This window comes from Ulvibacter sp. 2210JD10-4 (assembly GCF_058148525.1).
Genome location: NZ_JBYVJZ010000003.1, coordinates 433900 through 449878, shown reverse-complemented (window position 1 = coordinate 449878; position 15979 = coordinate 433900). Strand labels below are relative to the sequence as shown.

General features: G+C 35.6%; 10 protein-coding genes and 1 pseudogene. 4 read left to right on the top strand and 7 right to left on the bottom strand.

Features of this window, described 5'->3' with window-relative positions; translation table 11 throughout:
- The 4 genes and pseudogenes from ACY2RT_RS10020 to ACY2RT_RS10005 all read right to left on the bottom strand — a co-directional run.
- Positions 1-1409, bottom strand: a pseudogene (locus tag ACY2RT_RS10020) (hypothetical protein); the annotation flags it as partial.
- A 355-nt stretch (positions 1410-1764) separates the two neighbouring features.
- On the bottom strand, positions 1765-2379 hold the full coding sequence (locus tag ACY2RT_RS10015) for a DUF4230 domain-containing protein (protein ID WP_490155772.1): 615 nt from the start codon (positions 2377-2379) through the stop codon (positions 1765-1767).
- Positions 2380-2410: 31 nt separating this feature from the next.
- Positions 2411-5152 carry a carboxypeptidase-like regulatory domain-containing protein gene (locus ACY2RT_RS10010; protein WP_490155771.1) on the bottom strand — a complete coding sequence of 914 codons (2742 nt, stop codon included), beginning with the start codon at positions 5150-5152 and terminating at the stop codon, positions 2411-2413.
- 156 nt (positions 5153-5308) lie between these two features.
- Positions 5309-6148, bottom strand: coding sequence for a GLPGLI family protein (locus ACY2RT_RS10005; RefSeq protein WP_490155770.1), 840 nt, complete (start codon positions 6146-6148; stop codon positions 5309-5311).
- A 121-nt stretch (positions 6149-6269) separates the two neighbouring features.
- On the opposite strand from ACY2RT_RS10005, the gene ACY2RT_RS10000 reads away from it, so the two are divergent.
- The 4 genes from ACY2RT_RS10000 to ACY2RT_RS09985 are packed head-to-tail and all read left to right on the top strand — an operon-like array spanning position 6270 to position 9872.
- Positions 6270-7769: a sensor histidine kinase gene (locus ACY2RT_RS10000; protein WP_490155769.1), complete on the top strand. Its 1500-nt coding sequence runs from the start codon at positions 6270-6272 to the stop codon at positions 7767-7769.
- Positions 7759-8442 (top strand): response regulator transcription factor, encoded by a 684-nt coding sequence (locus ACY2RT_RS09995; RefSeq protein WP_490155768.1) that lies wholly within the window; start codon positions 7759-7761, stop codon positions 8440-8442. Before ACY2RT_RS10000 ends, ACY2RT_RS09995 begins: the two co-directional genes overlap by 11 nt.
- 34 nt (positions 8443-8476) lie before the next feature.
- Complete coding sequence (locus ACY2RT_RS09990) at positions 8477-9253, top strand: hypothetical protein (protein ID WP_490155767.1); 777 nt, start codon at positions 8477-8479, stop codon at positions 9251-9253.
- A 4-nt stretch (positions 9254-9257) separates the two neighbouring features.
- A complete protein-coding gene (locus ACY2RT_RS09985) occupies positions 9258-9872 on the top strand; it encodes a deoxynucleoside kinase (protein ID WP_490155766.1) in 615 nt (204 codons plus the stop codon).
- A 65-nt stretch (positions 9873-9937) separates the two neighbouring features.
- On the opposite strand, the gene ACY2RT_RS09980 is transcribed toward ACY2RT_RS09985, so the two are convergent.
- The 3 genes from ACY2RT_RS09980 to ACY2RT_RS09970 all read right to left on the bottom strand — a co-directional run bounded on the left by ACY2RT_RS09980 (position 9938) and on the right by ACY2RT_RS09970 (position 15960).
- Positions 9938-12436 (bottom strand): sodium-translocating pyrophosphatase, encoded by a 2499-nt coding sequence (locus tag ACY2RT_RS09980; RefSeq protein ID WP_490155765.1) that lies wholly within the window; start codon positions 12434-12436, stop codon positions 9938-9940.
- A gap of 143 nt (positions 12437-12579) precedes the next feature.
- Positions 12580-13392: a M23 family metallopeptidase gene (locus tag ACY2RT_RS09975; protein WP_490155764.1), complete on the bottom strand. Its 813-nt coding sequence runs from the start codon at positions 13390-13392 to the stop codon at positions 12580-12582.
- 75 nt (positions 13393-13467) lie between these two features.
- Complete coding sequence (locus ACY2RT_RS09970; protein ID WP_490155763.1) at positions 13468-15960, bottom strand: DUF5686 and carboxypeptidase-like regulatory domain-containing protein; 2493 nt, start codon at positions 15958-15960, stop codon at positions 13468-13470.
- Between the last annotated feature and the right edge of the window lie 19 nt (positions 15961-15979).

Here is a 15979-nt window from a genome sequence, read left to right as displayed (position 1 = left end):
TGTACGGTGATATCCTGGCATAGTGCTGTTGGTGCCACATTGTCTTCCACAGTTACTGTTGCAGTACAGGTAGAAGTATTTCCGTTGTTATCGGTCACAGTAAGGGTTACTGTATTAGCACCTACATCAGTACAATCAAATGTACTTGGCGATACCGCCAGTGAAGCAATTCCACAGGCATCATTCGATCCGTTATCTACATCTGCTCCTGTAATAGTAGCATTTCCTGTTACATCGAGTTGTACGGTAATATCCTGGCATAGTGCTGTTGGTGCTACATTGTCTTCCACAGTAACTGTAGAAGTACAGGTAGATGTATTTCCGTTGTTGTCGGTCACTGTTAGGGTTACTGTATTAGCACCTACATCGGTACAGTCAAATGTACTAGGTGATACAGCCAAAGAGGCAATTCCACAGGCATCATTCGATCCGTTATCTACATCTGCTCCTGTAATAGTAGCATTTCCTGTTGCATCTAATTGTACGGTAATATCCTGGCATAGTGCTGTTGGAGCCACATTGTCTTCCACAGTTACTGTAGAAGTACAGGTAGAAGTGTTTCCGTTATTATCTGTTACAGTAAGGGTTACTGTATTAGCACCTACATCAGTACAATCAAATGTACTTGGTGAAACCGCCAGTGAAGCGATCCCACAGGCATCATTTGATCCGTTATCTACATCTGCTGCTGTAATAGTAGTATTTCCTGTTGCATCTAATTGTACGGTAATATCCTGGCATAGTGCTGTTGGCGCTACATTGTCTTCCACGGTCACTGTAGCGGTACAGGTATCGATCTGTCCAGCACCATCAGTTACTGTAAGCGTTACCGTATTTGCTCCAATATTGGCACAAGTAAAACTAGAAGGACTTACAGATAGGCTCACGGGGCCTTCGGTATCCGTAGATCCACCATCTACATTGGCTCCGGTAATGGAAACATTTCCGGTAGCATCTAATTGTGCTGTGAAATTAGTACAAACTGCCGTTGGAGGATTATCAATATAAGTATATTCAAACTCCACACGACATAGGGTTCCAGATGCGGAACCAATTTCAAATACATCGATTCTCCAGTTTCCTCCGGTTTCACTAATAACTCCTGAATCGAATTGAAGACCAGGAATAACCGAAGCGTCATAAGCAGGACCTAAGTTATAGGTAGTCCCATCGGGAGCAATCACTCTCAAAATATGAGGATTGTAATTATAATTATTACTCGTGATCCTTGCTTTAAAATTGGTAATAGTACCTCCACCAGTGTTAATATTACTGGTTACCGAATCTTGACCATCAACTCCACCATTTAGGCTGGTGAAGTCAAAATTCTGTGTCGCTGTAATTTGCCCGAAAGATATGCTTACGCACAAGGCAAATAAAAACGATAACATAAATGTTATTCTTTTCATAATAAATTTGATTTGGGTTAATGCGGTAAAAGTATTTTTTTTTATAAAAAATTGTTTTTAAATTTTGCATATCATCGAAAAAATCATGCATTTAATCGATTTTTTTAATATTATAATTTATTTAATTATCTGATTTTTAGTCATTTATAAATAATTCATTTTTTTTGAAAAAAAATGAATAAATCCTTAAGAATTAGCAAATTAATTGTAGGAAATGGATTACTGAATTTATAAAAAAAAGATTTATTTTTTTATAATTAATTGAAAATCAATGTTTTAATGTATTTTGAAGAAAATAGCTTTCTTTTGTTAAAATCAAGCGAAGTTCATTGGAAGTATTTTTTATTAGGAACAATTACTGCTTTACGCTTTTCAAGCCCGATTCATCTGCTATCAAAGTACCATCATAATAGAGCGTCCATCCTATCGAATTGGTTAAAATATAGATCTTTTGTAATTCGGAAATCAATCTATTCTGTGCATTGGTTACCAGCTCTGAAGCTTCTATCTTTTTGCGAAGCGAAGTTTCAATAGTATCCTTTATCTTGTTGTAATCTGAAGCTTCAAACGGATTAAAATAATCCTGCTGTACATCATAGTACTTAATATTTGGATTAATGGATAGCTCGGGTTGCGGGATATTTGTAATGGTCACTGTTTTATTGGCTTCGTCAACTTCAGTTTTGATCTGACTTAAATCATAAGCGATACTTGCCTTTGCATTTACAACAACCAACGCTTTTTTATTTGATGAAAAGAGATCCATATAAAATTGTTTAGAATCTTCGTAAGTAAATACCTGTGCATAGTTCCCTTCGGTAACAATCAACTTACCCACATTTTCAAGCTGTTTTTGTATTAATGATGTATTGGCCTCTAACCGTTCCCGTTCTTCTTTCTGATGCTCACAATATCGCAATCCAAAGACAATGAGTACGGCAATGACAATTCCGAATAGGACTTTACGCATCTCTCGAAGTTTTATGAAAGTTACGAAAAAATTACAAGTCGTATTTTACGGTCAACATCAAAATTCTGGGTAGCACCAAATACTGTGATGTAGTATTGAATTGTTCATTGAAACTATCTGTATTGATAAGATTAGTATCCAATAAATTAGTAGCTTGTAACTGTAGCTCCCAAGGGCTGTCTCCTTTTTGATAATACAGGTTAGCATTTACAAAAGAATAGGTATTCTCAATTGTATTGGTGTTGTCACTATAATTGTAATGATCCCATTTTGCAACCAATGTAAAATCTTTTAGGAAATTGACCTCTGCGTTAATAAAAGGCTGGTGTGTATAATAGTTTTGTTTTAAGCCTCCATTATCGTAATTGTTTACTGCTAAACGATATCCTACTTCAAAATTGGGCCAATCTCTAAAATTACTCCGTACACTCCCACTGTAATTTTGTGTAAAGCTTTGACTTTCCTGAATTTCATCATTTATAATATTATTTGATGTATTCAAAGACACATTTCCGCTTAGACTGAACTGGATCTTTTTAATTGTTTTACTGAAACGTCCATTGGCAGAAAAACTCTCATCCGGAAAGTTACTATCCATATTAAAAAGACTTCCCACTTGATTGATCTCCTCAATGCTTGAATTGCTTTTATAACCATTGATACGCCTTGAATAGTTTAATGACCCACTTATATTTGTATAACTGAACATATTAAAATTGAAATAGGTTAGGTCATAAGTATGTGACAGAGCGTTTTCCAGAAAACGATTTCCTCTAAACAGACTATTGTAACTGTTAAACACATAGGCCTCGGCATAATCATTTATATCGGTATATTGCGAAGAAATACTATAATTAAACCGAAGGCTTTCACTTTTTTTCAGCTCTAAAATTGCATTAAAATCCGGTAGCACCATCCAATCGTTCTGAGTTGTAGTTATTCCCAACTGCTCATTCTTTACATCGTAATTATGTAACGTTATCCCAGGTGTAAATGTAAATTTACCCGATTTCAATTTATAATGCATTCCCAGGAAAACATCCGTAAAATTAAACTCCACATTGTTATTGAATTCGCTTTCTGTAAAATTATTTTGATTACCATTATCCAAAATCTGAAAGATCCCTGATTTAAATCTTTGATTGCTCAAAGTACTCCCCAATGTGAAATTGAAATTACTTTTTTTATTGATCACATAATAGTAGTCAATCTTTGCATCCAGTTTGTTGGTTTTTACATTCTTATCCTGATTAATATTGTAAAGGGTTGCAGGCAATAAAGGATCAAATGTTTCATTAGCGGTGTCTGTGGGATCAATTGTAGTGAAAACACCCCGAAACGGAACCGAGTCCTGAATTGCTTTATAAAAAGGATCTTCATTTTGGTATAAATGCTGTACCCGTCCTGCAAAAATATTTTTATCATTCAAAGTGTAGTAAGCATTGATGTTTTGATTGACAGAATACGGGTTGTTCTCTAATGTTTCAGAAATATTATTTGTATTACTATCTACTATAGATACAGTTGTATCGTCTTCTGTCTGCTTTGAAGTTTTTAAAAGCATATCGTAATCCAATTGGAAGTTTGAATTTGGCTTATATATGCTACTTAATTTCAACATTCCTAACCGGCTGCGTTGATCGTTCACCGCATTGGTATTCTCAGTTGCACCGGAAGCAATGTACTGCCGGATCGTATTGTTTACTATATTGGTTTTATTATCTGAAAGAATCGTAAAGCCACTCACGTCCAGTTTTGGATTTATCCTCCAACTAAAATTACCTGCTAGAAATTTTGTATCTATCTCGTTGGCACGATTGTTTTGTGCAACTGCAAAACCCAGGTCACTGTCGCGTATATTAAAACTTGTTTCTCCTGCCCTGTTAAAATTCCTGAAACCCCCGGTAAAGTTGAAATAATCCCGAAACGTAAACGGTACCTCTCCAATATTGTTAAAGTCTGTTATAAGGTTAATACTGTATTTTGGACTATAGTAAAAGAGCTTTGGATGGGTTAGGTAGCCAGCTTTATCATTACCAACAATACCTCCACCAGCTGTAACTTCGCCAAACCAAAAGTTCTTTTTACCTTCTCTGAGCTTTATATTTATAGCTATATTATCCTGGTCGTTCCCTAAACCCCGCATTTGGTCTACTTCATTGTAATTACGTAACACCTCAACTTTATCTACTGCATCAGCGGGAATATTTTTGGTTGCTAATTTTGAATCACTGTCAAAAAAATCTTTTCCCTCCACCATCACTTTGCTAACAGTTTTTCCTTCTACTTCAATTTCACCTTCATCATTTATCTCCACACCTGGAAGTTTTTTCATAACATCACCTAACTTTCGTTCGTTTCCTGTAGTGAAAGAATCTGCATTGTAGGTTATGGTGTCCCCTTTAACTGTTACCGGCATTTCATATACTAACTCCACACCATCCAATTGGTTTTCCATCTCTTTCAGAACAAAATCTTGTTGTATATCCTGCGAGTTTTCAGGAACAGTAAGGATCTGTTCTTTTGTTTCATATCCCAAAAAACTGGCTTTTAAAATATAGGTGTTATTTACCGGAAGGTTCAATTGAAAACGCCCGTCTGCATTGGTTATGCCATAGGATTCAATAGCTCCGGTCTCTTGTATGGTTGCTATAACATTGGCAAATTCTAAAGGTGTCCCAATGCTGTCTTTTATAGATCCTCTAACTTTAATGCTCTGTGCCGGCAGAGATACCGTGAAAAGCAGCAGAACTGCCCAAATTATTTTTGTCATAGCTTTTTTAAAAAATATCCTTAAAATGTTTCTCCTTGTATATCCCTTTTCCCAAAAGTCTTCACGCGCTGCCTTGCCTGTTTTGTTAATTTTCATCCAACAAAACAGGATTTACTATATGACAACTATAAAAGGGACCGGTAATAATAAGACGTACTAACCGCCTATTCTAATCTCAATGTTATTACCATCTTCTCGCCTATTAGATTGAAAGCGTTCATCCATTTCTTTCATTTTCTTTTCCATAATGACATCAAATTCTTCTTGATTCACTTTTTTGCCTTTGGTGGGTTCTTTTATAACTACACCGTCTTTAGGGTTTAAAACAAGTTTACTGCACAAGATAGTTTCCCTGCCATCACTTACTTCCAGTATGAGCCCGGGTAGCCCTCCATAATTTCCTGGGCCGTGTTTCACAGGAATCTGTGGAGTATACCATGCTGTTATGGTTAGTTCTTCTTCTACCGGTTCGGTTTCAGTTTCATCATCATCTCCGGTAGACACCGACATAACTTCGGCCATACGTGTATAAGTTGCTTTGAAACATGTATATTCTCCAATATTCTTTGTTTCCTTCCCGAGTTTCCATTCTACTTCTTCAATAGCGTCCAAGATTAAAAATTGTTTGCCAAACAGGTCGTTTTGATTCACATACCTGTTATCCTTTGTATTTTTGTATAAGATATCGCTTCCACCTGCCGTAGCAACAAAAACTTCTACAACTGCACCTCCTGAAGCAGTTGGCTTTTCTAAATTTTCAACTTCCTTATAAATAGATTCATCTTTATTGAATTGGAGTGTATATTCATTCTCGAACTGTTTCTTGAGCATTGCCATTAACTGATTTCGCATCTCATCGTTCATCTGAGTGCTGTCAAGTTCAACATTCATTTTTCGTTGTGATTTGTAGGTTGCGACGCCCTTTACATTTTGTGCAGTCATTAAAGAAGTCACCAGTAAAGAGCATAATAATGTAAGGCTGATAAAAGTTTTCATAATAGTGTGTTTTTATTTTACCATACAAATATGTGAAGTACCGGTTATTTTTAAAGTTAAGCAGTGTTAACTAGTGTTAATGCATTTGGGTAACAGGGTATTAAGTAGCTATTTTTGACATATGAATGAAATAAAGTACAGATGGTTGTTATATTTTATTAGTGGAGTGATTCTAGCTACCTTATGTATTCAGGTGTATTGGAATTATAAAAACTATGAAATAGGGAAGCAACAACTTATCAATGATGTTCAGGCAAGTTTGGATAAAGCAGTAGACGGTTATTACACAAGCTTGGCCAAAGAGAAAACATTTAGTTTTATTGCTGACTCTACCGTATCAGACTCTGTCATAATGGAGAATATTACAAGGGAATTTATTCTTAAAAGTCCCCGGATTGAATTCGACACTATTGACAATATAATGGGCCGCAAACATAACCTTATAGATACCTCCTTAAGAAAGCTATCCATTTCCAAGAGTAAAAAAAGAGACAGTATTAGCATTGAAATTAATGATAGTATTCCTCTGGATTTGAGAAATAAGTTAATAACCGAAACGGGAATCATTGCCAAATCATTAGAGAAACTTACTTCCAAAATAGTTGTTTCATTTTCTGAAGATTCACTTTCTTTAGCAATCATCGATAGTCTGGTCTCCGTAGAGTTGTTCAGAAAAAATATAGACATAGATTATGGTTTGTCCTACCAAAATTTCTATCAAAATGAGCAGGAATTACGATCAAATATTATTGACAGGTCCACTCTAAAAACAACGACGGTTTCTCCTTTTTTTTCACACGAGTCCGCGCTAACAATTCATTTTGGAAATATTACACTTCCTGTGCTTAAAAAGAACTTAGTTGGTATTCTTCTTTCTTTTTTACTCGTAGGGAGTATCATTTTCTGTTTGCTGTATCTGTTAAAAATAATTAAAGAACAAAAGCAACTTGCCGAAGTAAAGAATGATCTTATAAACAATATTACTCATGAGTTTAAAACACCAATAGCAACTATAGGTGCTGCAATGGAGGGTATTCAGGTTTTTAATAATGAAAATAATATTGAAAAGACACAGCGTTATGCGAAAATTTCGAGAGAGCAGGTCGAAAAATTAAACGGAATGGTTGAAAAATTATTGGAAACTGCCACTCTCGACAGTGAAAAGCTTTCTTTGAATTTTGAAAACCACAACCTGGTAGAGCTGCTGCGAATTGCTTCACATAAAGAAGAATTTTCAGCACTGGATAAAACCATTGATTTTACTGCTTCCAATGAAGAAATCATATATTCTATAGATATTTTTCATTTTGAAAATGCCATTAATAATATAATTGATAATGCTATAAAATATGGAGGTGAGGCTATTTCAGTAGCTATTAAAAAAGCAGAGTCTGAAATAGAAATTACTATTAGTGATACCGGGAAAAGTCTTAGTGAAGTTCATAAAAAACAAATATTCGAAAAGTTTTACAGAGTCCCAAAAGGTAATACTCACGATGTTAAAGGCTTTGGTATAGGGTTGTACTATTCCAAAAAAATAATTGAAAAACATACAGGCAGTATTTCTCTCCAGCTTAATAGACTTACTACCTTTAAAATTGTCCTCCCTTATGAGCGCTAAGATAAAAATACTTCTTGCTGAGGACGAGCCATCTTTAGGACAAATTATAAAAGAGAGTCTTGAGACCAGAGGGTTCTCCATTGTTCATTACACTAATGGTAAAGAAGCTCTGGAAGGCTATTATAAAGAAAGTCCTGAGCTTTTGGTTCTGGATGTGATGATGCCAAAAAAAGACGGATTTTCTTTGGCAAAGGAAATTAGAATGCAGGATAAGCATATTCCTATTATTTTTCTAACTGCAAAATCACAAACCCAGGATGTTATAGATGGTTTTACCTTAGGTGGTAACGACTACCTTAAAAAGCCTTTTAGCATGGAAGAGCTTATCGTGAGGATACAAAATTTACTTAGATCCAAAATAACTCCTTTAGAGCAAAAACAAATAATAATTGGGGATTATGTATTTGAATTTAAGAAACAGAGTCTTCAATTTAAAACGGAGGATCCTGTTTCACTTACACACCGGGAGGCACATTTATTATATCATTTAAGTAACAACAGAAATCAGGTATTAGACCGGTCTGTAATATTAAAAAAGCTGTGGGGGGATGATGATTTTTTTAATGCACGTAGCATGGATGTGTTTATTACAAAGCTTCGAAAAAAACTCAAAAAGGATCCTATCGTTAAAATTATCAATATTCGTGGGTACGGGTATAAATTAATTTGCTAAATACTTCCGGGCATTTTGTACCTTGTCCATACTTATGAAACAATTGTTTATCATTTCATTGATTTTTGTTCAAGTTACGATAGGGCAGGAATTGAAGCCTACTTTGTCAGTTCCACTATCAGCAGATACTTTTGTGGGTATTGACAGCTATACGAACTATTATTTTATAAAGGACGGTATATTTCACAAACAAGGTCCTGAAGGAACCTTTGTATTTAATGATTATTTGTTAGGTGAAATCACTTCAGCAGATATTATAAATCCTTTAAAAATTGTTCTGTTTTATGAAGACGTGAATACGGTCATTCTTTTAGATAATAAACTCAATGAGATGGAACGTATTAGCTTTAACACGCTCACTGATTTTATAAATATAAGAACTGCAACTAACGCCGGGAACAATAGTCTATGGGTTTTTAATATAGACTCGCAACAACTGGAGCTATTTAATTATCGCACCAATCGCAAAACAACTGTTTCACAGCCTTTTCCCGGGAAATTAATATCGCAAGCCAGTAATTTTAATTATTGTTTTATACTTACCGAAAACAAACTGCGAAAATTTAACCTCTATGGAAGTATGCTTTCCGAAAGGAATGTAAGTGGCTTTGAAAAAATCATTTTGCAAAATGAAAAATTAATAGGCCTTAAAGAAAGTGAGTTGTTTTTTATTTCTGAAAATTCCGTTGAACCCATAAAAATCCTACTTCCCGAAAACACAATAAAAGACTTGCACTTTACGCAAGATTTGCTGTATATTTATAACGGAATAAATATTCTCACATTTTCACTAACTCAACCAAAGCAGTAGATTTATGCATGTTGCGATTGCAGGAAACATAGGCTCCGGAAAGACTACTTTAACAAGATTACTGGCAAAACACTATAAATGGAAAGCTCATTTTGAAGATGTTGAAGACAATCCTTATCTCGATGATTTTTACAATCAGATGGAGCGTTGGTCATTTAATCTCCAGGTGTATTTTTTAAATAGTCGTTTTCGTCAAATTTTGGATATTCGTGAAAGTGGGAAGGATATCATTCAGGATCGTACGATCTATGAGGATGCTTATATTTTTGCACCCAATCTTCACGCCATGGGGCTCATGACCAATCGCGATTATGAAAATTACCGTTCCCTTTTTGACCTAATGGAAAGTGTTACTGAGGGACCCGATTTACTTATCTATTTACGTAGTAGCATTCCTAATCTGGTGAATCAGATTCATAAGCGCGGCCGTGAATATGAAAATTCAATAAGTATTGATTATTTAAGCAGATTGAATGAACGATATGAAGCCTGGATTCATAAATACAACAAAGGCAATATTATTATACTTGACGTGGATAATCTTGATTTTGTTGATGACCCGGAACATCTGGGCAAAGTAATTACTAAAATCGATGCCGAACTACATGGTTTGTTTTAAAATAATATGGTATAAAAAAGCCCGAGTAAATTACTCGGGCTTTTTTATTTTACACTGTTAAAAGATTACTGTTTTTTCTCTTCAATAACTTCAACTTCTTCAATTACTTTATCTCCTTTCACATGTATCGCATCTTTTAGAGCTTCTACTTGCGTGTTTACTTCTTCCTCGGTTCCCGAAAAGGTTTTGATTTCGGAAGTAGTTTCTCCATCTTTAGTGGTTTCTATAGTCACATTTGCAGTGGTGATATCACCTTCTACAGACATTTCAACTTTCATTTCTTTAGAAACTTCAGTTTTACCCGCTTCTTCCACCTGAGCAGCTTGCTTGTCTGTCAAAACCATTTTGTTACCATCTTCGTCTATAAAGATCATTTCCTCGGAAGTATTATTCATAGCTTCATCACTATGTAATCCATGACCACCTAAAATTGGAGCGATCACTAATCCAACTAAACATGTTAGCTTAATCAAAATATTCATAGAAGGTCCTGAAGTATCTTTAAATGGATCACCTACAGTATCTCCTGTAACTGCTGCTTTATGTGCATCACTACCTTTATAGGTCATCTCACCATCGATCTCCACACCTGCTTCAAATGATTTTTTAGCATTATCCCATGCTCCTCCTGCATTATTCTGGAAAATAGCCCACATAACTCCACTCACACAAACTCCGGCCATGTAACCTCCAAGAGGCTCAGCACCAAATAGTAGTCCAATAACTATTGGTGTGATAATTGTTAACAAACCAGGTAATATCATTTCTTTTAATGCGGCTTTGGTAGAAATATCAACACATTTCGCATATTCCGGAGTACCGGTACCTTCCATAATACCTGGAATTTCTTTAAATTGGCGACGTACTTCCTGTACCATTTCCATTGCTGCTTTACCAACAGATTTCATAGCCATTGCCGAGAAAACTACAGGGATCATACCCCCTACAAATAGCATTGCTAATACATCTGCTTTAAAGATGTTGATCCCGTCAATACCTGTAAAAGTAACATAGGCAGCAAATAAGGCTAATGCTGTTAACGCTGCAGATGCAATTGCAAATCCTTTCCCAACAGCAGCAGTTGTATTACCTACTGAATCTAAAATATCGGTACGTTCACGAACATGTGGTTCCAGTTCGCTCATTTCTGCAACACCACCGGCATTATCTGCAATAGGTCCAAATGCATCGATCGCTAATTGCATAGCAGTTGTTGCCATCATTGCAGAAGCTGCTAAAGCAACTCCGTAGAATCCAGCCAATTCATACGAACCATAGATAGCGGCAGCAAATAATAGAACGGATAGAAATGTAGATTTCATCCCTACAGCCAAACCAGCAATAATATTAGTAGCGGCCCCTGTAGATGAATTCTTCACAATATCCATGACCGGCTTTTTTCCTAAACTTGTATAATACGCTGTTACGGCAGAGATTAGTGCTCCAACTGCCAACCCGATACAGGCTGCATAAAATACATTGATAGAAGAGATTTCTTTAGTACCTTCTCCAAAGAAGTTCATCGTCATGGTCTCCGGTAACATCCAATCAATTAAAAAGTAGCTGGCGATCAACGTTAAGATGATTGCAGTCCAGTTACCCATATCCAATGCCTTTTGAACCTGAGATTCTTTTGCATCGTTATTTTTTATTTTTACAAGGAAAGTTCCAATGATCGAAGCTAAGACACCCACACCGGCAATTACCAACGGAAGTAAAATAGGCCCCATATTATTAAATGCATCTGTAAATTGTGACATTGAAGACATATCTCTTACCAGATAATTCCCCAGTACCATAGAAGCCAGTACTGTTGCAACATACGAACCAAACAAGTCAGCTCCCATACCCGCAACATCTCCTACATTATCTCCCACATTATCTGCAATAGTCGCAGGGTTACGAGGATCGTCTTCCGGAATACCTGCTTCAACTTTACCAACTAAATCGGCTCCTACGTCTGCAGCTTTTGTATAAATACCACCTCCCACACGAGCAAACAATGCAATAGATTCAGCTCCTAAAGAGAACCCGGCAAGGGCTTCCAAAACTATGGTCATTTGATCATAGAAATTTCCGCCTTCTGTAACAAACTGACCCACAAAGAACATGAAAAACAAACTCAGTCCCAATACTGCCAAACCGGCAACACCAAGGCCCATTACAGTACCGCCTCCAAAAGAGACTTTTAAAGCTTGAGGTAAACTTGTTTTAGCAGCTTCGGCTGTACGTGCGTTTGCTTCGGTTGCTATACGCATCCCTATGTTTCCTGCTAAAGCAGAAAAGACAGCACCAAAAATAAATGCCGGTACGATCATCCAACTGGTAGATGGCACCAGTGTAGATACTATATAGAGTAATACAGCAGCGATCACTGCAAAGATTACTAATAATCGATATTCAGCATTCAGGAAAGCCAAAGCTCCCTCTTTAATACTTTTTGAAATAAATTGCATGCGCTCACTTCCCGAGGATTGCTTTTTAACCCAACTCATTTTAATGAGCATAAAGAGTAGTCCTAAAATTGAAAGTACTATTGGTACGTAGATAATGTTTTGTTCCATTATATATTTTTGTTATTTAGAAATCATTTCAAATTTGCGACTGCAAAAGTAAGAAAATTTTACTGGGTGCGAAATAATAAAAAGAAAGAAAAAAGGCTGTCATAATTTGACAGCCTTAGGTAAAAATTAAAGTTATTATAAAATTAGTAGTTACGCGTATATCTTACATTTTCAGCTAACAAGCTATAATCACTACCATCTCCAGTTAAAAAATTTGTCTTTAATGTTCGCTTGTTGTATTGCTGTGGGAGATAGACTTCAAAATGTAAGTGAGGACTGGAAGACCAACCTACATCGCCACTATAGCCAATAGGTTTACCTTTTTCAACAATATCTCCTCGCTTAACTAAAGATCCATTTTGTTTTATATGTGAATATTCGGCAAAAGTCCCATCCGAATGATATATCAAAATATAATTTTTATTTTTTTTACAAGCTATAGTTTCACAAGATTTACTGTTGCCTTGCTCTACACTTACCACAATACCACTTCTTGCCGCATGAATTTCTGTGCCTACAGGCATTTCAAAATCTATTGCATAGATATTGTCATGGGAAGAAGAACCATTATAGCCCTGTATGATCTTATAAGATGCTCCTTTTTTAAAAGGCAAATAATATTGAAAAACAGCATCATAATTTGTATGGTTAGGATCTCCAAAATTAGTTTCTGCCGTAAAAGTAAAGCTATAATCATCAAGAGCATTGATCACTACCATGCTAGTGATCTTGTGTTTTACACTTTTTGGCGGTATAACATAATACCTTTTATATTTATCTTCTACTTGAAGATTTCTTAAAACAAAATCAAATTGTACATACACCGGGCTGACCTCATGGTTATCTGCATATAGAGCTAATCCTCTATCTGCATATTCCTGATAAAAAGTGACATTAGGCTTCGCGTATAGCGAAATAGTCAACATACAGAATACTATAATACTAATCGTTTTCATTTGATGAGTACTTTAGGTTAAACTAAAAGAGGTAAGTTGCCAGTTAGCAGGGGAAGGCTAAAGATACAAAAAAAACTAAAACGAAAAACCAAAAACACCTGTTACACCAAATTTACGTGCATCGGGGTTCTGTAAGTAGTTACCACGGAAATTAAAATCTATACGAAATATCCTAAAAATATTACCAATTCCAAAGCTATATTCGTAGTAAATATCGCCCGGAGCTTGATACTCTATCCCTGAAGCATTTAATGCAATATTTTCAGAGGAAATTTCACCATAAACTGCTCTAAAACCAATAACCTCACGCAAATTAAGCTTCCGCAGTAATGGGATACGTGAAAATAAACGTCCTCCAAAGTTATGCTGTAAATGCAAAGAAGTATAAGTGTCACTTACAAATTCGTAATAATCCAATTGTGTAAAAGAGTTATAAATACTAAAATAGGTCTGATTTCCCGGAATTGGATTCAATAGACTTAATGGCACTTCGCCAAAGGTTTTACCTACCTCAACTGTAGAATATAACCTTCCAAGTCCTCCAATATTCCATGGTTGTGTATACAATGCCTGTAATTTTTGATATTCAAAATCACCGCTCATTATTTCTTTTAATCCATAGCTATAGCCCAAATAAAAGGAAGGATAATTTCCATCATTAATTATAGTTCTTTCCACACCATAGCCTGAGGTCTTTTTATTAGGTGTATAATTAAGAGCCAGTTCAATTTCCGGTTGTGAGATTTCACTTCGTACTTCTCCTGTAAAAACTCCATTTTCTTTTACATTATAGTCAATACTGAAAGTTTCTGTAGCAGAACGTAAGGTTCTGTAAGAACCTGTTAATCTAACCACAAAATTCTTTGCAGGTTCTATAGAAAATCCCGCAGTGCTCAAATTAATTCGGGTTAATCTGTCGTTCGCACCTACCGATATTAATGAAGATGATGCTAAACTCCTTCCCAGAACATCGTTACTATTAGTAAGACTGGCTCCCGTTTGTTCAACATCTTTTCGGTTTCCTCCAAAAATAGTAAGTCGTGTTTTCCTGTCTAATAGCCATTTGGTTGAAATTCCATATTTAAATCGCTTATCCTTAAACCCGTATGCTCCAAATCCTTCTATACGCCAAGGATCGTTCTGACTAAAATAGGTACGCCCCCCCAAACGGATACGCATTCCTTCAGCTTCATTAAATCCAAAAATTGAGAATACTGGACCAACATCAAAATTATTGACCTCATAATAACCGGATGCCAGTGTAGCTCCTATATTATATAATGTTTTAAAACGTGGAACAGTCTTGAGCGTATCAAGCATCTTGTAAACACCTTTTTCATCTTTGCTTAACTGCTCCATTCGGTGCTTATCCCAAAAATCGTCCGGGCGATTATATACCTCAAATTGATATGGGTCAACCTGTTCACTATAGAACTTTTTATCTTTAGGAATATCAAATACATAATTGTCGTATAAGGTCGTTCGTTTTCCATAAATACCTCTCGCTCCTTCTTTTTTCCGAAGACTGAAATCACTTAAAAAATAATCCCGCGTAATCAAGAAAATAGAATCGTTCAATACATCAAATTCCTGTTCTATATATACTTCACGAACCCAGTTAAGGTTAGCACTTTTAGATGCTTGAAGATTTATCTCTTTAATTGCCCAGGTAGTATCATTTACCCAAAAATCTCCTTTAAAGGTAAGTTCATTTTTACGCCTTGGATAGTATACTATATTGTAGCACCATTTATTATCTCTATAGGCGCTATCCAGTAAAACATAATTGTAAACATCTATCCCTGTGCGTGACAAAGGACTCGTAAAGGCTTTATCAAAAAATTTAAGGTAGTTGTCATAGACATCATATTCACTATACAGGTCTTTAACAAAAGCTATAAGTGTTTGGTTATTTTCAAATCCGGAGTTTTTATTTCCTTCCAGGATATCTTTTTCTTCATTCAATAAATTGTCACCATATACTTTAGAAGATGCTTCATTTATAAAAATTGGCAGATAGGTATTCCCGGTAATTTTTGATGTATCTATTTGGTCAAAAACAAATTCCATCCCTCTGAATATCTTACTTTTTATAAGGGCCGAATCTATTGTGTTTAAATCAAACTCAAGCTTTTCATATTTATCGTATTGATATTGTTTAAATTTTTTCACTCCATTTTCGCGGCGATTTTCCCAGATCTTTCTAAGAATATCTATAGCAGGATTGTTCTTTTTTGATTGCTTTCCACTAATGATTACAACTTCGTTGAGTGCAGCAGCTTCTTCTTCAAGAAGAACCACCATATTATAGTTACTACGCTGGGTAAGTGTTACTTCCTTATTGGAAAAACCTATGAATGAAAAAATTACTCCGGTATAGGTATTATCGCTCTCCAAATAAAAACGTCCATCTTCATTAGAGATAGTTCCTTCATTAGAGTCTTTAAAAATAACATTAGCAAAAGCAACAGGACCTCCCGAAGCATCTTTAATAACACCACTAACTTTAGTTTGTGCCAGGAGCACACAAGTAAATAATGCAAAAAATAAAAATAATGTTTGCTTCATAGCAGGATTAAGGGAATCG